General features: G+C 66.2%; 15 protein-coding genes. 10 read left to right on the top strand and 5 right to left on the bottom strand.

The annotated features are described in order from the left end of the window. Nucleotides 1-25 precede the first annotated feature (25 nt). The 3 genes from AC07FN_RS34210 to AC07FN_RS34220 form a co-directional block, all read right to left on the bottom strand. A complete protein-coding gene (locus AC07FN_RS34210) occupies nucleotides 26-4,081 on the bottom strand; it encodes a beta-ketoacyl synthase N-terminal-like domain-containing protein (RefSeq protein WP_478399349.1) in 4,056 nt (1,351 codons plus the stop codon). 139 nt (nucleotides 4,082-4,220) lie between these two features. Continuing rightward, complete coding sequence (locus AC07FN_RS34215) at nucleotides 4,221-4,841, bottom strand: SGNH/GDSL hydrolase family protein (protein ID WP_478399350.1); 621 nt, start codon at nucleotides 4,839-4,841, stop codon at nucleotides 4,221-4,223. Between the two features lie 172 nt (nucleotides 4,842-5,013). Continuing rightward, the gene (locus AC07FN_RS34220; RefSeq protein ID WP_478399351.1) at nucleotides 5,014-5,961 is read right to left on the bottom strand and encodes an SMP-30/gluconolactonase/LRE family protein; all 948 of its coding nucleotides are present in this window, start codon (nucleotides 5,959-5,961) and stop codon (nucleotides 5,014-5,016) included. A gap of 381 nt (nucleotides 5,962-6,342) precedes the next feature. Here AC07FN_RS34220 and AC07FN_RS34225 point away from each other — a divergent pair, with 381 nt between their 5' ends. The 10 genes from AC07FN_RS34225 (at nucleotide 6,343) to AC07FN_RS34270 (ending at nucleotide 16,724) form a co-directional block, all read left to right on the top strand. Then, nucleotides 6,343-8,205 carry an acyl-CoA dehydrogenase family protein gene (locus AC07FN_RS34225; RefSeq protein WP_478399352.1) on the top strand — a complete coding sequence of 621 codons (1,863 nt, stop codon included), beginning with the start codon at nucleotides 6,343-6,345 and terminating at the stop codon, nucleotides 8,203-8,205. Between the two features lie 12 nt (nucleotides 8,206-8,217). After that, nucleotides 8,218-9,093 (top strand): alpha/beta fold hydrolase, encoded by an 876-nt coding sequence (locus AC07FN_RS34230; RefSeq protein ID WP_177226983.1) that lies wholly within the window; start codon nucleotides 8,218-8,220, stop codon nucleotides 9,091-9,093. Further along, nucleotides 9,090-10,091, top strand: a complete 1,002-nt coding sequence (locus AC07FN_RS34235; RefSeq protein ID WP_478399353.1) for a zinc-dependent alcohol dehydrogenase — start codon at nucleotides 9,090-9,092, stop codon at nucleotides 10,089-10,091. Before AC07FN_RS34230 ends, AC07FN_RS34235 begins: the two co-directional genes overlap by 4 nt. 445 nt (nucleotides 10,092-10,536) lie before the next feature. Next, nucleotides 10,537-11,283 (top strand): DUF2520 domain-containing protein, encoded by a 747-nt coding sequence (locus tag AC07FN_RS34240; protein WP_478399354.1) that lies wholly within the window; start codon nucleotides 10,537-10,539, stop codon nucleotides 11,281-11,283. 43 nt (nucleotides 11,284-11,326) lie between these two features. Beyond that, nucleotides 11,327-12,289, top strand: a complete 963-nt coding sequence (gene panB, locus AC07FN_RS34245) for a 3-methyl-2-oxobutanoate hydroxymethyltransferase (RefSeq protein WP_478399355.1) — start codon at nucleotides 11,327-11,329, stop codon at nucleotides 12,287-12,289. A 1,342-nt stretch (nucleotides 12,290-13,631) separates the two neighbouring features. After that, a complete protein-coding gene (locus AC07FN_RS34250; RefSeq protein ID WP_478399356.1) occupies nucleotides 13,632-13,907 on the top strand; it encodes an acyl carrier protein in 276 nt (91 codons plus the stop codon). Further along, complete coding sequence (locus AC07FN_RS34255; RefSeq protein ID WP_478399357.1) at nucleotides 13,904-15,118, top strand: AMP-binding protein; 1,215 nt, start codon at nucleotides 13,904-13,906, stop codon at nucleotides 15,116-15,118. Before AC07FN_RS34250 ends, AC07FN_RS34255 begins: the two co-directional genes overlap by 4 nt. A 76-nt stretch (nucleotides 15,119-15,194) precedes the next feature. Further along, on the top strand, nucleotides 15,195-15,497 hold the full coding sequence (locus tag AC07FN_RS34260) for an SDR family NAD(P)-dependent oxidoreductase (RefSeq protein ID WP_478399358.1): 303 nt from the start codon (nucleotides 15,195-15,197) through the stop codon (nucleotides 15,495-15,497). Beyond that, entirely contained in the window at nucleotides 15,424-15,867 is a 444-nt protein-coding gene (locus AC07FN_RS34265) for an SDR family NAD(P)-dependent oxidoreductase (RefSeq protein ID WP_478399359.1), read from the top strand. The genes AC07FN_RS34260 and AC07FN_RS34265 overlap by 74 nt, the downstream gene beginning before the upstream one ends. Then, complete coding sequence (locus AC07FN_RS34270; protein WP_478399360.1) at nucleotides 15,867-16,724, top strand: thioesterase II family protein; 858 nt, start codon at nucleotides 15,867-15,869, stop codon at nucleotides 16,722-16,724. Before AC07FN_RS34265 ends, AC07FN_RS34270 begins: the two co-directional genes overlap by 1 nt. A 141-nt stretch (nucleotides 16,725-16,865) precedes the next feature. Here the strand turns inward: AC07FN_RS34270 and AC07FN_RS34275 are convergent, their stop codons facing one another. Beyond that, entirely contained in the window at nucleotides 16,866-17,420 is a 555-nt protein-coding gene (locus AC07FN_RS34275; protein ID WP_478399361.1) for a cold-shock protein, read from the bottom strand. 86 nt (nucleotides 17,421-17,506) lie between these two features. Next, nucleotides 17,507-18,856, bottom strand: coding sequence for an amino acid permease (locus tag AC07FN_RS34280; protein WP_478399378.1), 1,350 nt, complete (start codon nucleotides 18,854-18,856; stop codon nucleotides 17,507-17,509). Nucleotides 18,857-19,323 lie beyond the last annotated feature (467 nt).

A 19,323-nucleotide genomic window follows, 5' to 3' on the forward strand; every position in this document is an offset into this window, starting at 1 on the left:
CCCTCGGCGGGCGCGGCCCCGTCCCTCAGCGGGCCGGCGCTTTTGGGGCCGCATCACCCGCGTCGGCCACCAGGAAACCGGAGATCTGATCCAGCGTCCGCAGCTCCCCCAGCTGCTCCGGACCCACCACAGGCAACCCAGGAAACCGCTCCTGCAACACCCCCAAGATCTGCACCCGCTTGATCGAATCCACCCCCAGATCCGACTCCAGATCCATCCCCGGATCCACCATCTCCACCGGATAACCCGTCTTCTCCGACACCACCTCCAACAACGCCGACCTCACCAACGCCACATCGACCCCACCGGAAACCGTCCCAGCAACCGGGGCAGCGTCCGGACCTGCCGCGTCGGCCACCAGGAAACCGGAGATCTGACCCAGCGTCCGCAGCTCCCCCAGCTGCTCCGGACCCACCACAGGCAACCCAGGAAACCGCTCCTGCAACACCCCCAAGATCTGCACCCGCTTGATCGAATCCACCCCCAGATCCGACTCCAGATCCATCCCCGGATCCACCATCTCCACCGGGTAACCCGTCTTCTCCGACACCACCTCCAACAACGCCGACCTCACCGAAGCCACATCGACCCCACCCGAGGCGGGAACCGCTGCCTCTACAACCGGCTCAGGATTCAATTCTTCCTGCACCGCAGGAGATCCGGGCGTGGCGGGCGCCGGAGCGGCCGGCTGCGGCTCGGGAACGGCCGGGAGCTGTTCCGGTGCCGGCCGGGTGGTCAGCGCCCGCTGGGTGGGGGCCTGCACGGTGGTGGCTTCGGCGAACACCGCCGCCCGGGCCTCGGAGGAGCGCTGCCCGCCCTGTTCGAGGGTGGTGAGCTCCGCCAGCACCTCATTGGCCCGGGCGTGTGCTTGCGAGATCGCGATGCTCTGGTTCTTCACGCTCTCCACGACCTCCGGCAGCCGCGAGTCCGGGCGGTCCCACTGCCGGTGGTCGCGCAGCAGCCCGGTCAGGGCCTCGGCGACTTGAAGCTGCCCGTCCAGGTACTGCGTGTGCAGCGCGACGTGCTGACGCACCGCGTCGTCGCCATCCGGAATGGCCGCGGGAGCCTGGTAGGCGGGCGTCGACTGGGCCTGCCCGTTGGTGATGGGTGCGGCGGCCTGCGGCTCGTTCATCTGGTCCCTCTCACGCACGAACTCGTCCACAGTGGACATGGACTGGATCTCGGTTGCGGGCGTGGTGGCCGCCCGGCTGAGTGCGGAAACCTCGAAACCGTCGGCCAAACCGGCCTCGTAGGCGGCGCGGCGCTCAGCGGGCACGTGTTCGGCGGCGGAAATCGGCACGGTCATCCCGGTCGACGTGACCTCTTCGAAGTCGGCGGCGAGGTGGCCGTTGATGCCGTTCAGCGGCACACCGAGCACCGCCAGCCGCACGGCCGCCTGCTTCAGCGAGAGGTCGCTGTCGCCCAGCGGCCCGCCGTCGGTGGGGATCGTGACGACGGGCTCGTCGGCGAGCGTGCGCCGCACCAGCTGGGTCAGCACCTGCTTCGGGCCGAACTCGACGAACACCGTGCAGCCATCGACGTACATCGACTCCACGGCTTCGGCGAACTCGACGGGCTCGAGCAGCTGACGCACCAGCGTTTCGGCGTTGCTGTCCGGGTCCGCGCCATACTTCGCAGCCGGGCTGTTGGCGTAGACCGGGGCGCTCGGCTCGCCGATCCGGACGGACGCGACGACCGGCCGGAACTTCTCGACCGCGTGTGCGACGTGCGAGGTGTGGAAGGCCGCCGCCACCGGCAGCAGGCGGGCGGGCAGCTCCCGCTTGGCGCACGCGACGACGAAGGCATCCACGTCGGCAGTGGGGCCGCCCACGACCACCTGGTCCGGCGCGTTGTTGTTGCACACCACGACGTCCGGGAAGTCCGCCAGCATCTCGGTGACCTGCTCCCGGCCGGTCTGCACCGCCGCCATCGTGCCGGGGTCGGCGCCCGGTTCGTCGGCGGGCGGAGCCATCGCCTCCCCGCGCGCCCGCGCGAGCCGGAAGAAATCGGCGTCGGCGATCGCGCCCGACGCCCACAGGGCGGTCAGCTCACCGAAGCTGTGCCCCAGGAAGCCGGAGCACTCCAGGCCCAGCGAAGACAGGTAGCGGAACTGGCCGGCCGACAGCGCACCGATCGCCGGCTGGGCGTGCTCGGTCTTGCGCAGCGCGGCTTCCTGTTCCTGCCGGAGCTCGGCGTCCAGCAGCGTGGGCGGGTAGACGACCTGCGCCAGCCGCGTGCTCGCCCCGTCGAACGAGGCGTTCGCGGCGTCGAAGGCCGCGCCGACCGCAGGGTTGTTCAGCGCGGCTTCCAGGCCCATATCGAGGTACTGGCTGCCCTGGCCCGCGAACAGCGCACCGACCTTGAGGTCCGGCTGTGCTTGCATGCGGTAGAAGACACCCCGCGGGTGCGTCCAGTGCTCCGCGTCAAGCGCGCCCGCGAGTTGCTCGGCGGCCAGGTCCCTCAGTTCCTGTGCGGTCGCCTCGTCCGCGGCGACGAAACCGATCCGGGCGTGGGCCGCCGGAATCGGACCACCGTCCTGCGACGGAGCGTCCGACCGGACCAGTTCCAGCAGCTCGTGCGGGGTCTCGGCATGCCAGAGGTATGCGCGCGCGGCGCGGTGCAGCATCCCGATCTCCGAGCGGTCCTGCGTGTGTTCCTCCAGCACGAAGTGGAAGTTGGTGCCACCGAAGCCCATCGCCGAGGCGGCGGCGCGACGCACCGGGCGGTGCGGGTCGCGGATCCACGGGCGGGTCTTGACGTTGACGTAGAACGGCGCGCCGGAGAAGTCGACCGACGGGTTGGTGCGCTCGACATTGATGGTGGGCGGCAGCGTCTTGTTGTAGAGGCTCAGCGCGAGCTTCATCAGGCTCGCGGTGCCCGCCGCGCCCTTGGTGTGGCCGATCTGGGACTTGACGCTTCCCAGCGCGGCGAAGTGCTGCTCCTCCGACGACTCGCGCAGCAGGCCGCCCAGTGCGGTCAGCTCGGTGCGGTCGCCGACCGGCGTTCCGGTGGCGTGGGCCTCGAAAAGCTCGACCGAGGCGGGTGAGCAGTCCGCGTCCACGTAGGCGCGGTCCAGCGCCACCCGCTGCCCCTTCGCCAGCGGGGCGTAGATGCTGTTCGACCGGCCGTCGCTGGAGGAACCGAGGCCGCGGATCACCGCGTAGATCCGGTTCCCGTCCCGCTCGGCGTCGGAGAGCCGCCGCAGCGCGAGCATGCCCACACCTTCGCCGAGCAGCGTCCCATCCGCGGCGTCCGAGAAGGGGCTGATCTTGCTGCTGCGCGACAGGGCCTGGGTCTTGCTGAAGCACATGAACCCGAAGATGGAGTTGTCGGTGTCCACCCCGCCGGTGATCATCATGTCCGCGCGGCCGTCCACCAGTTCGGCGATGGCCACCCGGACCGCCGACAGCGAAGCGGCGCACGCGGCGTCCACAGTGGAGTTCATCCCGCCCAGACCGAGGCGGTTCGCGACGCGCCCGGCGACGACGTTGGCGAGCAGCCCCGGGAAGGTGGTCTCTTCCCACCGGGTGAATGCCTGGGCGTACTTCTCCGCGATCTGCTCCGCGTCCTCGGTGGTCAGCCCGCAGCTGCGCACGACCTCCTTGAGCACCGGGGTGGACAGCCGGGCGGCCAGCGGGTGCACCAGCGGCACCGATCCGGTCGTGCCCAGGACGCAGCCCGTGGTGGACGCGTCGTACCACGCCGAGCCCACCGCCCCGCTGTCCCGGAGGAGGTCACGGGCGACGCCGAGGCTCAGCAGCTGCATCGTGCTGGTGATATCAAGCTGGTTGGGCGGCAGCCCCCACTCCAGCGGGCTGAAATCCACGTCCGGGACGAAACCGCCGCGGTGCGAATAGGTCTTGTCCGGCACCGACGGGTCGGGGTCGTAGTAGTCCTCAAGGCGCCAACGGGATTCCGGCACCTCCTCGGTGCAGTCCGTGCCGTCGACGATGTTCTGCCAGAACTCGCGGTAGTTGCGCGCCATCGGGAATAGACCCGCCATGCCCACGATGGCAATGGGATTGTTCGCCAGCCGCCGGTCGGTCAAGTCCCGGTCCATCGGATTCGTCCCCTCGCTCACGTTCTTCCTCACAAAGCCGTTTCGGTGGGTGGGCAGCACGAAGACAGGTGCCGCCGTCGGGCAAGGTTTAGGTTCGGGCCACCGGGACTTCGTCGGCTCGGTCGCGGAATGCGGGACAGGCAGATCTCTGGTCGCGCGGTTACCCACCGACGAGCAGGGCGGGCTGCACCAGACCCGTCTCCCGGGCGGCGAATTCGGTCAGCTGGTCGGCAAAAAGCTGGTGACCCGCGGCGTTGGGATGTATTCCGTCCGCCGCCCACACCCGCGCCTCAGCCCAACCGGGCATCGCTGTCAGGTCCAGGCAGAGCGTCCCGGTCGCGACGGTGATCTCCCGCAGGACAGAGTTCGCCTCGGCGAACCGGCCCCGCAGCAGGCTCCGGAAAGCGTCGGGAACAGCCAGGTTCTTCGGGATGTCGGGATAGGACGCGGTGAACACCGTGGTGTCCATGCCGCGAAGACTCGAATAGATCGTCCCCAGGTTACGCCGGAACCGCTCGGGATCATAGTCGCTGACGAGATCGTTGACCCCGACGTTCACGACGATCATCGGGGGCTTTCTCGCCAGCACGGCCGGAAGCTGCCCGTCGACGACGTCCTGGGTGGTCGCCTGATACACCCCCAGGTTCAGCACGCCCCGGCGCGGTATCCCGAGCTGGTCGGCCAGCCGGGGCACCCAGCCGTGGAACGGGCCATCGAGGCCGGGATCGCCACGGCCCTCGACGAAGCTGTCGCCCAGCGCTGCCAATCGGATTGCCGGCATGTCTCTTCCTTCTCCCTGGGCTGGACACAACGCTTAGAGCCTGCTGGCGGTTTTGTCTTTGAAGCAGCGCACCTCCGCGCTCGCGAATCCGCTCCAGCGTCCAGACGATCGACAACTGGCGCCGTCACGAGCTGATCGACACCGGACCGCTCCCCGGGGCCACCAGCACCGATCACACGGAGCTGGTCTCCGCCCGGTGGCGAGAGGGCGAGATGTCCCTTTGAGCTGGGATGACGACCGAGTCCCGATAGATGGGCAAACCATCGCACGGGACGTCATGCACCTCGATCGCGCCGTTGGCGATCTCAGTGACGAACATCTTGTGCCGTCCGTCTTCGGTGAACGCGATGTTCGTCGGCGCCTTGCCCTTCGTCTCGATGCGCTCCACCACCGTGCCGGCCTCGTCGAAGACGACGATGTGCCCGGCACCCATCACGGTGCAGTAAAGGCGCCCATCTGCACCGAATTTCATGCCGTCCGGGCCAATGAAACCGTCGGGCGCCACACCGTCCCAAACATTGCCGAACAACTCGCGCCGCGGATTGGTGCCGAAAACCTCGTAACGGTATATATTCCCACCAATGGTCTCGGCCACGTAGAGCCGGTCGTGGCGGTCGAAGGCAATACCGTTGGCGAACCGAATGCCGTTGTCGATCCGCGCCACGTCCAACGTCGCCCGATCAATCCGGTACACCCGGCCATCGAACGGATAGTCAGACCAACCAGGCTTGAGGGTCATCTTCACGGGGTCGAGCACTTCGTGCTCCCACGCGCCGGAGTCGGTCATGTAGATCGCACCGTCACGGCCGATGACGTGGTCGTTGGGCCAGCGGAAAAGCTCGTCCCCACAATTCGTGATGCGTGCTTCCTCGTTGCCCTCTGCGTCGTAGCGGATGAGCGCGTGCTCGTGCGCTTCGCCGACCCACAGCTTGCCTTGCGCATCACGAAGCAGTCCGTTGGGGAACCCTCCAGTCAGGGCGATAGCGTGCAGTTCCCGTGTTTCCGCATCTACACGAGTGACGGCGCTGCGGTCCCGCCGCATCTCCACCACCAAGACGTCACCGTTGTCCAAGATCACCGGGCATTCCGGGGCGAAGAGCCCTTGCGCGAAGAGTTCCATTGCTCGTCCTTCCACTTGCCCACTGACTTTCGCGCAAGTCTGGGAGCAAGGTCGCGTGGCGTGCCCGTTAGGACACCGGATGATGTGCCGTTCGGGCAACTAGGTGTGACAGAAGCTGAGATATGTAGGAGGTTTTCGTTACTCCGATCGCGACGACGCTTGTAGGCGGGAGCGACGAAGTGACAAGTACCCGCACTTGTTGGGGGCGTTTGACGCCCTGGCCGAAGCACCAAGAGACCTGGCGGCTGCCGGGTAGCGCAGAAATGAGTTCGACCATGCACCTTACTGGATGATCACGGAACCCTTGAGGTTTTTCCGTGCCGATTTTTTCCTCTTGGCCGCCCAACTGTGTGTCTTGCTGGGCCCAGCTTTCCCGCCACCGTGGGTGAACGGCCGCTAGATGGGCCCTGCCCAACTAGCACAGTCCCCTTTGAAAAATGCGCGATGCCCACGAATCGAGAGGATTTCGATCACATGGCCGCAACTTCAGTCCCTAATGGGCAACCTCTCTTAACCCATGCCCATGCCACGGAGGCGGAGCGGTTGACTGCCCTGGACGTGGCGCAGGACGCCTCCGCCTACCGGCGGACGATGCGTGACCTGCTGCGGCAGGAGTTGTTCGATCCGCGACTGCGTGACGATCTGCCCTTGCGGGAGTACATGGACCTGACCATCGACCGGATGAAGGCGATCTTCCGGGAGGGGCTCGTCGACAACGACATGTGGATGGGCCAGTCCCGGGAGCACGCGTTCCGGTCCATGTGCGAGGTGATGGGCCTGACGGGCGCCTTCGATTTCGCACTTACCTCGACCATCACCGATCACCTCATCGCAGGGAGCGCGCTGTTCAACCACGGCACCCCTGAGCAGGTCGCCCGGTACCACGACGAAATCACGCGGATGCACCAGGTCTACGCGTTCTGCTGCACGGAGATCGGCGGCGGTACCAACCTGCGGGAGATCCGCACGACGGTCTCCTGGAATCGTGAGGAGCAGAGTTTCACGCTCGACACCCCCACGGACGCCGCCTGCAAGTTCTGGATCGGAAACATCAAACACGCCGCGACCGTCGGCATGGTCCTGGCCCGCCTTGTCATCGACGGCGAAGACGTCGGCCACCACTGGTTCCGTGTCCCGCTGCGGGACGAGGAGAACGGTCCTCCCCTGCCGGGTATCACGATCCTGTCGTGCGACCCGAAGGGAGGTATCCAGGCCAACCAGGTCGGCGGTGCCCGCTTCGCCGGGGTCCGGCTCCCTCGCGAGGCGCTGATGGGGCGGTACTCGCGCATCGACGCGGACGGACGTTTTTCCAGCACGCTTCCCGATGCCGGCGCCCGCTTCGTGAAATCCATCGAGACCTTCGTCCAGGAACGCATCTTCCCGCTCAGCGCCGGAGCGCGAGCCGCCGAACTCGCAGCTCACCTCACCTGGCGGTTCGCCGGTCACCGCGAAACCCGCCGCACGCCTACCCGCAAGGTCCTCCTGGACGAGCCGCTGTTCCTGGACCGCCTGTATCCGGTCCAGCTGCGCTGCCTCGCGCTGCGCCTGCTGGAACGCGCCGTCGTCAGGGGCGTCGAACGCGACTGGCACATCGACCCCGGCCGTAAAAACATGCACCTGCTCACCGCGACCGGAAAATGCGGCTCCTGGCTGGTCCTGGACGTCCTGGCCGCGTCCCGCGAGATGTGCGGGTCGCAGGGGTTCCACTGCCACAACCAGATCGTCACCCTGCGGACCGACTTCGAGGTCAACGTGACCTTCGCGGGCGACAACTCCGTGATGGCCTACCAAGTGGCGCGCGCTGCTCTGCGTTCGGACCGGTTCGCCTCACGCCCGCCTGGGACACTGCCCGAGCGGGTCGAAAAGGAACTGACCGAGGCGTGGCGCAGCCGTCCGGGCGGATCGTTCACCCATGACGAGGCCGTTGCGCTCGTTCACGCCCGCATGCTCGACCTCATCTTGAGCGAGCACGACGCCGACCCGCAGGTGCCGCAGCAGATCATGGACGACCTGGTAGCCGATTTCGCCGCACACCGGATGGGGGAACCGCAGCGGCCTGTGTCGGCCGACCGGGAGAAGATCGGTCTCCTGGCCGAGTTGCTCGCGCCCCTGCCCGAACTCGTCACCGCCCCCCTGGTCGACGACGGCTACCTGACGGAATTCACGTCCCCAGCGCGGGCCGTAGAAGTTCCCCTCCCAGCGCCGCGGACCGCAGGAATTCCCGTCCCAGCGGACGGGAGGTAAACCGCCGTGGCGATGCATGTGCGGGAAGAGACGCGGACGGTGGACGGTTTGCGGTTCCATGTACGGCGCGCTGGAGAGGGTCCGCTGATCCTGTTCCTCCACGGATGGCCGCAGACCAGCTACGCCTGGCGCCGCGTTCTGCCCGTCCTCGCGCGGGACCATACGGTGGTCGCGCCGGATCTGCGCGGATACGGGGCTTCCAGCCGGCCCCGAGGCGGCTACGACAAGCGGACCATGTCCGCCGACATGAGCGGACTCATGCATGAGCTGGGATACACGCAGGCTGTTGTGGTCGGGCACGACCGGGGCGCACGCGTGGCCCACCGGTGGGGACTAGAGCGGCCGCACGAGATCAGCCGCCTGATGCTGCTCAGCGTCGTACCGACGCTGGAAATGTGGCGGCACATGGACGCACGGGTCGGGGCCGCGTACTGGCATTGGCTCTTCCACCTCGTCCCCGACCTCCCCGAGTTCCTCACCGAAGGAAAAGGCGGGGAGTACGTCCGGTTCATGCTGGCCGCCGGAGCATTCCGGCGCGAGGCGTTCACTGAGGCGGACCTGCGGCACTACGCGGAAGCGTACGCACAGCCCGGGGCGCTGCGCGCGAGCTTCGACGACTACCGCGCCGCTCGCCATGAGGATCTGGAAGCCGACGAGGCCGACGCGGCTGCGGGCCGCCGCCTGACAATGCCCGTGCACGTGGCGTGGGGCGCCGAAGGGCTGGTGGGGTCACTGCCCGTACTCGACCTGTGGCGGGACTACGCCACCCGGCTTGAGGGGGCGCAAATCGCCTCCTGCGGGCATTTCCCGGCCGAGGAGCAGCCGGACGTCCTGGTCGCCCGGATCCGGGCTTTCCTGGACGCTGAGAAGACTGTGGAGGAAAATTGAGGACACTGGTCATCACCGAGGAGCGCGGGCTGCGCCTCGCGGAGGTCGAGGAACGCGAGCTGGAGCCCGGCTGGGTACGCGTGGACGTAGCGTTCTGCGCCATCTGCGGTTCCGACCTGCACCTGCGGGCGATGCCGCACCTCGTCCCGGCCGGCGCGGTTCTCGGACACGAAATCTCCGGGCACGTCGCCGCACCGGGCGGGGAGCGGCTGACGGCGGGGCAGGCCGTGGTGGTGTGGCCGAAAGCGGGCTGCGGGGACTGCGACGACTGCCGGCTAGGCGACAACCACCTGTGCCCTGTACAGCCCTGGCGGCTGAGTTCCCTCGGCCTGGGCACACGCCCAGGCGGCTACGCCGAAGCCGTCGTCGTCCCCGAGCACACGGTGTACGCGGTGCCGGACGGTGTTTCGCTGGAGCACGCGGCGCTGACGGAACCGCTGTCCTGCGCTGTCCACGCGGCCGACCGCTCCGGAATTTCGGCAGCGGATACTGTCACGGTCCTCGGAGGCGGCACGGTCGGCTTCCTGCTGGCACACGTGCTGCGGCTACGGGGAGTCGAGGACGTGCGGGTGGTGGAACCGCACCCCGTACGGCGCGCACGCCTGACCGCGACCGGGATCACCGCCGTGGACGTCGATGAGCCGGGCGCGGACGCAGACGTGGTGTTCGAGTGCGTGGGCTCGGTGACCGCGCTCGCGGACGCGGCCCGACGCGTGCGGACACGGGGAACGGTCGTCGCACTCGGAGTGAACGAGCGGCCCACAGAACTGGACTCGGTCGCCCTCATCACCAAGGAGATCCGGATCGTGGGCAGCTTCGCCCAGAACAGAGGCGCCTTCGAGGCGGCCTTGGATCTTCTCGGAGGCGGCCGTGTCCCGGTCGAGCAGATCATCACCGACGTCGTCCCCCTGGACTCCGGACCGGTCTCGGCGATGATGGACGCCCTCACCGGACGGCCCGGAGACCACCAGGTGGTCATGATCGCCCCCGGCGGGTGACGTCGACGAGAGCGGGCAGGGGGACTTGGGCTCAAGTGGCGTAGCCCTTGAAGACGCTCATCCCCCGTGGCCTTAGCAGACCATCGCGCGAGACGTCGTGCTCGCTGCGGTTTTAGCACTTCAGGCGGCGTTGTCACCGTTGGCTGGCGTGTCCGATAGCTGCCTTCCTCTTTGGCCACTCGCGTCGGTACGAACGGGCAAGAGGCGCTGACAGATTGTCAGGCGCAGTGGCATATTCCGGAGTGTCTCAATCTCGGTCGGCCCCTAAAGCACGAGGACTCCTAGACCTGGCAATCTCGGCAAAGTTCCGTCAGGGAACAGCATTGTTCTTGATGGGGAAGTTGATGGACGCGGTCACCTCAACGTGACGCGTAACCGTCAGGAGTTTTCCATTGGCGGGCCGAGCTCGCTGAGGGCAAAGATCATGAGGAACTCGGTGGTACCTATGGATCATCTCTCGCGAGATCTGCCGGAGGGCCCGGTCGCAATCGTCGGCCAGGGACGGATGGGCACCGCGTTGGCACGTTCGTTGCGCGACGCGGGAACGGAGATCGTCGGCCCGTTGGGGCGTGATCCGGATGTCGGGAATGCCCCCGTGGTCCTGCTTTGCGTTCCGGACGGTGCTATCGCAGATGTCGCGGCACGGTTGCGACTGGGAACCGTGGTCGGACACTGCTCGGGCGCCACCGGCCTCGGAGTTCTGGGTGAGCACGAGGGATTCTCCCTGCATCCACTGATGACGATCACACGAGCCGCGCCTGCCAGCTTCGACGGTTGCGCTGCAGCGATCGCCGGTACTACCCAGCGGGGATCAGAAGTGGCACGAAAGTTGGCCATGAGCCTGGGCATGCGACCTATCGCGGTCGCGGAGGGCGACCGCGCCGCCTACCACGCTGCGGCATCGGTCGCCGCGAATTTCCTCGTCACGGTGCTGGGCCTGGCCGAGGACATGGCCGCTACCGCGGGAGTGGATCGCGGGGCATTCCTTCCGTTGGTGGAAACGGCTTTTCGGAACTGGGAGAAACTCGGCGCCTCGCGTGCGTTGACGGGGCCCATCGCTCGCGGCGACGAGAAAACCGTGGCGCTCCAGCGATTCGCGGTTGGACAGCGCTGCCCGCAATCGCTGTTCCTGTTCGACGCGCTCGTCGAGGCAACCAGAGACTTGGCATTCAATCGGACAGCGCAGAAATGAGCCCGGGCCAGCGTGCCGGGAAAACGACTAGGAGAGTATAGCGATGTCCACGTACCCCCAGCCTGAAGGCAAGTCCGGAGCCAGCCGCAAACCCGTCACGGTGAACGCACTGGCCGACCTACGCCGCCGCGGTGAACGGATCGTAATGATCACGGCCTACGACTACCCGAGCGCCCAGGTGGTCGATTCCGCTGGCGTCGACATGGTCCTCGTCGGCGATTCGGCCGCCATGACCGTGCTCGGCTATCCCACGACGGTTCCGGTCTCGATCGAAGAGATGATCATGCTGACCGCGGCAGTTCGCAGAGGTCTGAAAACCCCGCTGCTGGTCGGCGACCTGCCTTTCGGTTCCTACGAGGTGTCCAACGAGCAGGCAGTGAGCACCGCGATTCGATTCGTCAAGGAAGGCGGCTGCGACGTCGTCAAGCTCGAGGGCGGCGGCGAGTCGGCGGAGCGGGCGAGGGCGATCGTCCGCGCCGGTATCCCGGTCATGGGCCACATCGGGCTGACCCCGCAAACCGCTACGGCCCTGGGCGGGTTCCGCGCCCAGGGCGTCACCGCCGAACGAGCACGGTCGGTGCTGGACGATGCCCTACGTCTGCAAGCCGCTGGTTGCTTCTCCATCGTCTTCGAAGCGGTTCCGGCCAAGGTCACCAAGGCCATCATGCCGCACATGAAGATACCGGTGATCGGGATCGGTGCGGGTCCGGACACCGACGGCCAAGTGCTCGTCTACCACGACTTGCTGGGCATCTTCGACGGCTTCCAGCCCAAGTTCGCCAAGCGGTGGGCCAACATGCGGTCCGCGATGACCGATGCGGTGAGCGAGTACGCCGACGAAGTCCGCCGCAGTGCCTTCCCCGCGCCCGAGCATTGCTACGGCATCAAGCAGGAGGAACTGGACCAGTTCATCGCCGACACGGAGCTGTCGGTTCCAGTGCAGGCGAACTCGAGCTCCAGGCGCCCTGTCGAGGCCGTCAGCCACGCGGCCAACGGCCAGCAATAACGCAGCGCCCGGCACCGCGTGTTCAGCGGGACCACCTGGCGGCCTTGGCCGGCTCGCTCATATTCGGGTTCCTCGGCAATCGGCCCCTCGCACCTGGCTGGCACTGATCTTCGTTTGTCGGCACAGCAGGAAGGCTGGCGGAATCCATAGCCGCCATCCGAGGAAAGCGAATGAGTGAGTCACCATCGAATCAGAACGCGAACGGGCCTTCGGTACCGAAGAGGCCGGGATCGATGACCGGAACCGCATGACGGGAGGAAGTGCACGAGGTACAGGAAAACGACCTGCCGCGCTACCGGGTCGAACTGGAAAGCATCGATGAGGCGATCAGCCGCGTGAACCATGTTCACGCGGCTTCGATGGGGATGCCCTGGTGAAGGCCAGCGAAGCGGACCAGTGGCCGAGTAGCGGCTCCGGCAGCGACCCCAGCAGGTTTCGAGTGGTGGAGGTAACCGAGGAGAGTGCCTCCAGCGAGGCTCGACACCAGCCGGCGAGGGCGGATCCGGCCTCGACGACGGCTTGCGTACAGTGCGGGAAGAATCTCCCCCCTCCCGCGCGGTGCGTGTTTCTGCACTTTTGCTGGCAAATGAATTGCTGGCGCTGGCGTGCTTTCCGGATGAGCCCAGAACCACGGGGCCTAGCGCACATGCTGGCGGTCGCCTGTGACGGTTGCGGCGAGACCGCCGTAGCAACGACAACAGTGGACTCGGCGACCCGGGCTCAGTCACTTCGAAGTCAGCCCCGGGTGCGGCGGTGCCCCTACTCAACCTCGTCGTTCGCCTGGCCCTCGCCGAACCCCGGTTGACAGTCCCAGAAGTCCTCGGGGGCGCATGACTGCCTCACAGTCCTCCATGTACTCCAAGCACCGCTGGCCACTCAGACGCGCCAACACCGCCACCTGGAGCAGGGCGAGAGATGCAAACGGGCACTGGGCTGCGAACATTCAGGCAGTCTCGTTCAGCTCGACGTTGCCCCATGGGGCACCTGGATGAACCCTTGGTGGTGCGCACGGTTCGACCGCTGCGCGGTCCCGATAGATCGTCGATTAGACGCCGTTGGAAACGGCGGCCGATTCCGGAAAGGACACGCGAGCAACAAGACCTCGATTTACTCGGCGCGGTCTAGATTTCACGTCGTTGTAACGGTCGAACCGGACGCTGCTGAGATAGCTTACGTTGCCTGCCATGCCGTATGAGTTGCTCGTGCCCCCGGGGCGGTCTCGAAGGTGAGACTCTCTAGAGCGAAATCAGTGACGATTGCTTTGGGGCGACCTGCCTCCATTCAGATAGCTCGTCCGATCGCAAACGGTTATACAGAAGATAATCTCGCCCAGGAGAATCGCATGCAAAAGACCATTGACGGCGCCCTCTTGCCCCGAAGCGCGGCGCGATCGATGCTGGAAGACCTTCTGCGCGCGCAGAACAAGGCCCTGCCAGAGAGTGACGATCTCGCACTGTCCGATCTGGGCTTCACCTCGCTGGACTTGGCCGAGCTCACCGTACGCCTCGAAGACCGGGTGGGCGGGGAGGTCACGCTCGAAGCCGCGGCTATCCGGCCCCTGCAAACGGTGAGCGACCTACTCGACCTTCTCACCGAACTACGTCCGGTGACGCCATGAACGCCCCGTCGGTTGACGAAAGCCACTTGGCAGCCGGGTCATATCACGGCTCGTGGAACGCCCTTCCCGAGGCGGGTCTTCCACCACATCGCTGCGCGATCGTGGCGCGTGATCAATTGGATGCGCTTTCCGCTGTCTGGGAACATCACCAGCGCCCGGACACCGAGTTGCTGATCATTCCAGCCGCTCGCTACGACGATCAGTTGGCGGCCGAGTTGGAGACCGCGGGTTTCACGTTGCTCGGCACGCCCGAGGGGCGGGCGCCAACATCGGAAACGACGCCCGCGACACCCGGGCGGGTGTGGGTATCCACCAGCGGTAGTTCCGGGCGGCCGAAACGGGTGGCGCACACGCTGCGGGGCCTGACAACGGTGTCGACACCACAGGCGCCCCGTCGCTGGCTGCTGCCCTTCACGCCCGGCACCTACGCGTGGTGGCAACTCGTCACGCTGTCCCTCAACGTGCCCGGCCAGGATTTGGTGACCGTCGAAGCCGGCGGTCTCGGCGGCTGGCCGGTCCTCGCCGCCGCCGAGGGAGTCACCGCGGTCTCGGCAACACCGACGTTCTGGCGCCACTCGTTGCTGCGCGACCGCGCAGCGGTTACGGCGCTGCGGTTGGAGCAGATCACGCTCGGCGGAGAACCTGTTGACCAGCGACTGCTCAACGAACTCACGACCGCTTTTCCCGAAGCCAGGGTGAGCTGGATCTACGCCTCCACCGAAACCGGCGCAGCGTTTGCGGTACATGACGGCAAGGCCGGTTTTCCAGTCTCCTGGCTGGAAAGCCACACCTCGGAGCGACCACAGCTACGAGTGGAGGACGGTGAGCTCCTCGTGAGGAGCCCATACCAGGGCGTTGAGCTTCAGGGCTTCGTTCGCACCGGCGACCGCGCGGAAATCCGCGACGGTCGAGTGCACATCACCGGGCGGATCGGCCACGACCAGCTCAACATCGGCGGTTCGAAGATCGCCGCTTCCACGGTCAGGCAGGTCCTCACCGATCATCCCAGCGTCGCGTGGGCCCAGGTAAGGGCGCGCCGCGCCCCCCTCGTCGGTGAGCTCGTCGCAGCAGAGGTCGTGGCAACCACCGAGGTGGACACCGCCGAGCTGACCTCGTGGTGCTCCTCGCGCCTTCCCGACTACGCCGTCCCTCGACTGATCACCTTCCGCGAGGAAGTGATGTTGAAAGCGAGCTTGAAGAGTGACCTCTAAAATCTCCTCCACCACGCCGGTACCGGCAGCCACCACCGTGGTCATATCCGGGGCTTCCCGCGGCCTGGGCCTGGCCATGGCCGCCGATCTGCTCAAGGCCGACCTTCAGGTGGCCACTTTCGCCAGGAAGCCCACCCCTGGCCTGCTCGAACTGCAAGACGCGTTCGGGGACCGCTTCTACCACGACAGCGTCGACATCAACGACCGGTCGATGGTCAGCGCGTTCCTGGCGCGCACGGCGGAGCGTCTAGGGCCGCCCGACGCGTTGATCAACAATGCGGCGGTGGGCCAGGACTCCATGCGTCGTGCAAACCCGCCCGGACCACATCGAGTCCCTGATCGCCACCAATCTCACAGCGCCACTTCTGCTCACGCGTGACTTCCTGCGCACGTTGCTGGCATCGGGGCGACGGGGCCGCATCGTCATGATCGGTTCGGTCTGTGCCCAACGCGGCTATCCGGGGCTGACCGCGTACTCCGCCACGAAGGGCGCACTGGAATCGGCCACCCGCTCGCTCGCCCGTGAGTGGCGGGACCGCGTGCTGGTCAACTGCGTCTCCCCAGGCTTTTTCGACTCGGAGATGTCTGCGGTGCTAGGTGCCAACCAGGTCGCCTCCATCGCGCGCCGCACCCCCACCGGCCGTCTGGTGACCCCTGAAGACATCCTGCCTCTGATCCGCGCCCTGCTCCTCGAGCACACCAACATCAACGGGCAGGTCATCACCGCGGACGGAGGTGGCAGCATCTGATGCCGGACATTCCCGTCCCCGCGCCCAGGGTGAAGACGGCCACACCGCCGCTGTGGCCCCTCACCTCCCATCCCTCCCCCAAACTGAACCTGGTGTGCTTTCCGCACGCGGGAGGCAACGCGGACTTCTTCGCCAAGTGGCCGGCAAACGCCGTGCCCGGCGTCCAAATCCATGCGGTCGAATACCCGGGGCGCGGGCGAAGGCGGGATGAGCCGGCCGCTGCGGAGATCTGCCCGCTCGCGGACGAGATCGCCTCGCACATCCTCGCCTTGCCGGCGGTGCCGCTGGTGCTCTTCGGGCACAGCATGGGCTCGGTGGTGGCCTTCGAGGTCGCCCGCAGGCTTGCCGACGTCGAAAACGCTCCGCCGCACGCACTGGTCGCATCGAACATCACCGCGCCCCACCGGCTGCACCGGCGCGACCCGCTTCCCGTCACAGACGACGGAGTGTGGGAACACTCCTACAGCATCGGCGGTATCCCCAAGCCGATCTACCGCAGCAGAGTGCTGAAGAACATGATGGCGCCGACACTGCGCGCGGACTACGAGATGCTGAACCGCTACCGATGCGACCCGTCGCCGCAAATCAGCTGCCCTGTCACCGTGTTGCATTCCGACGGCGACGTGCTCACGACCTTGGACGATGCTTCGGCCTGGAATGAGTTAACGGTAGGCACGTATTCCTACCGAGGCTTCACCGGCGGGCATTTCTACCTCACCGAACAAGAAGCCCTGGTCGCCCGGCTTGTATCCGAACTTGGAATCGGCCACACAGCCGAGGAACTTCGGACAGCCGTGCCCCTCCAGCGCGAGACGAGCTCCGCCGACCGCACGCATACCATCGAACCCGTGCACTGAATCGTCCCCGGATCGCAGGTGACGGCTTGCCGGAACACCGAAAGTGCCCCGGCAAGCCGTCGCGGCGCTTTGCTCAACGCGGCATGCCCGGTCGGGACGCTTTGCGTCCCGACCGGGCATGCCGAACTTCTCAACGCGCCGTCAGGCTTCCACCCAGCCGTTGCTCTGCGCGAATGCCACGAGCCGCTTGCGCACTTGGAGGATCTGCCCACCCGTCAGGCTGGGCGCGGTCTCGATCAGCACATCTGTGATCTGCTGGGAGAACTCGGCCACCGGCAGGACGTCGCACAGCTCATCATCGTCACCTCTGCGGGTTTCGTCCGCGACCTCCGCCGCCTGCGAAGCCGCGCCGAGCGGGTGCACAGCCACTGCCTTGGTGCCCTGAGTGCCGGGCATCGCCTCGAACCCGACCCGCATACCGCCGCGGAGCTTCTGCTTGAGCTCCTCGTCCAGAATGGACGCATGCAGGAATACGTCCTCACCGCCGGAATCCGGCGCGATAAAACCAAACCCTCTGGTCTCGTCGTACTTAACGATCTTACCCGTTTCCACCGCTTCAGCCTCGCAAACCGCTAGTGCACGCTTCCGCACCGCCAACAAATACATCCGAAGTATAGCTCCCTCCGGCGCAGAAAACAAAGGCCGCAGCGCGACATCCACCACAATCCCGCTGACAAAAAACGAGAACGCGATCACGAGCAATCTTGAATTGCCCGTGATCGCGTCCCGTGCCGGTGCCCCTATGCGCGGTAAGGAGCCGCCAGCAATCTAGCGGAACCCGACTACTGTTTCTCGCCGGTTTCCCCCAGAACCTGTGCCGTATCCACCCGCTTGCGGACGAAGAACCAGCCGATCACCAGGGCTGCCGCAAGCACCGGGACGCACAGCAGCGTCACCCGCCCCGCCGGCACGTCGAACCACATCAGAACCGCGACGGACAACAGGAACGCGATCGTCACGAGCTGAGTGACCGGCGAGCCGGGCAGGCGGTAGGACGGTCGGAGTACCGCGCCGGTCTTCGCCTTGCGCACGAAGAGAAGGTGGCACAGCATGATCATGCCCCAGGTGGTGATGATCGCGATCGCGGCGAAGTTCAGCACGATCTCGAAGGCCGCGGCGGGGACAACATAGTTCAGCCCCACACCGAGCACGCAGACCGCGCCGGTGAGCAGGATTCCGCCGTAAGGAACCTGGCTGCGGTTCATCAGGCCAGTGAACTTCGGGGCGGAACCGGAGGCCGCCATCGACCGCAGGATGCGACCGGTCGAGTAGAGCCCCGAGTTAAGGCTGGACATCGCGGCGGTGAGAACAACCAGGTTCATCACGTCACCGACTGCGGGGACTCCGAGCTGGGACAGAACCGTGACGAACGGGCTTTCGCCCTTCTGGTACGCGTTCCACGGCAGCAACATCGAAAGCAGGATGACCGATCCGACGTAGAAGATGCCGATCCGCCACATGATCGAGTTGATCGCCTTGGGCATGATCTTCTCGGGGTTCTTCGTCTCCCCCGCAGCCACGCCGACCAGCTCGATGGCGGCATAGGCGAAGACAATTCCCTGGACTACAAGGATCAAGGGCAGCAGGCCGTTGGGCAGCACACCGCCATTGTCGAAGATCAACTGCGGCCCGGGGACGGTGCCGCCGATCGGATGCGCCACGACCAGCAGGCCGATTCCGATGGCCATGAAGACGACCAGCGCGCCGACCTTGATGATCGCGAACCAGAACTCCATCTCGCCGAAGAGCTTCACCGAGACCAGGTTCAGCGCAAGCACGATCACCAGCGCCGCCAGCGCCAGCGCCCACTGCGGAACCGGGGTGAACAGGCTCCAGTAGTGCGCGTACAGCGAAATCGCGGTGATGTCGGCAATACCGGTGGTGGCCCAGTTCAGGAAGTACATCCACCCAGCGACGAAAGCGCCCTTTTCGCCCATGAATTCCCGCGCATAGGAAACGAATGCGCCGGACGACGGACGGTACAGGATCAGCTCCCCCAGAGCCCGCACCACGAAGAAGGCGAACACACCACAGACGGCATACGCGATGGCCAATGCAGGACCGGCCTGCGCCAGTCGCCCGCCCGCGCCAAGGAAAAGCCCGGTGCCGATCGCGCCCCCGATCGCGATCATGTTGATGTGCCTGGCTTTCAAGGACTTGCTGTATCCCATGTCGCCGACATCGACATGCTCTCGCAGCTCTGGTCGGCCTTCATCACGCACGGTTCGGTCAGTCACTCGATCCAACTCGTTTCCGGTGTCGTTTCGTCACACGCGAATATGACGCGCGGCCGATCCTCACGCTTGTTCCGCTCTTGGCGAATGAAGAGCAATGCTCGGCCCCTGGGTGGTTACCCGTCAAGAATTCGCTGCAAGGAAGGGACTTCCGGGCAACCCTGATGGGGGCGCGGAGGCACCGCGGACGAGCGATTCGCGCGAGCAACCTGGTATACCATCACGCAGCATCCTTGGTGCGCCGCGCGCCCACCAAAGCACCCGGGCACGGAGACGACACACAGAAGCCGCACGGGTGGAAGCGTCGAACTGTGAACTGGGTCAACTTATCCAGCCCGAAAGTGCACGTATGCCCTGAAGTATCG

Source organism: Saccharopolyspora sp. NPDC045941 (assembly GCF_056431445.1).

Excerpts from the sequence above, each read along its gene's own strand:
- AC07FN_RS34215 (WP_478399350.1), bottom strand. The coding sequence starts at position 4,841 with ATGCCGGCAATCCGATTGGCAGCGCTGGGCGACAGCTTCGTCGAGGGC.
- AC07FN_RS34220 (WP_478399351.1), bottom strand. The coding sequence starts at position 5,961 with ATGGAACTCTTCGCGCAAGGGCTCTTCGCCCCGGAATGCCCGGTGATC.
- AC07FN_RS34230 (WP_177226983.1), top strand. The coding sequence starts at position 8,218 with ATGCATGTGCGGGAAGAGACGCGGACGGTGGACGGTTTGCGGTTCCAT.
- AC07FN_RS34240 (WP_478399354.1), top strand. The coding sequence starts at position 10,537 with ATGGATCATCTCTCGCGAGATCTGCCGGAGGGCCCGGTCGCAATCGTC.
- panB (WP_478399355.1), top strand. The coding sequence starts at position 11,327 with ATGTCCACGTACCCCCAGCCTGAAGGCAAGTCCGGAGCCAGCCGCAAA.
- AC07FN_RS34250 (WP_478399356.1), top strand. The coding sequence starts at position 13,632 with ATGCAAAAGACCATTGACGGCGCCCTCTTGCCCCGAAGCGCGGCGCGA.
- AC07FN_RS34255 (WP_478399357.1), top strand. The coding sequence starts at position 13,904 with ATGAACGCCCCGTCGGTTGACGAAAGCCACTTGGCAGCCGGGTCATAT.
- AC07FN_RS34260 (WP_478399358.1), top strand. The coding sequence starts at position 15,195 with ATGGCCGCCGATCTGCTCAAGGCCGACCTTCAGGTGGCCACTTTCGCC.
- AC07FN_RS34270 (WP_478399360.1), top strand. The coding sequence starts at position 15,867 with ATGCCGGACATTCCCGTCCCCGCGCCCAGGGTGAAGACGGCCACACCG.
- AC07FN_RS34280 (WP_478399378.1), bottom strand. The coding sequence starts at position 18,856 with ATGATCGCGATCGGGGGCGCGATCGGCACCGGGCTTTTCCTTGGCGCG.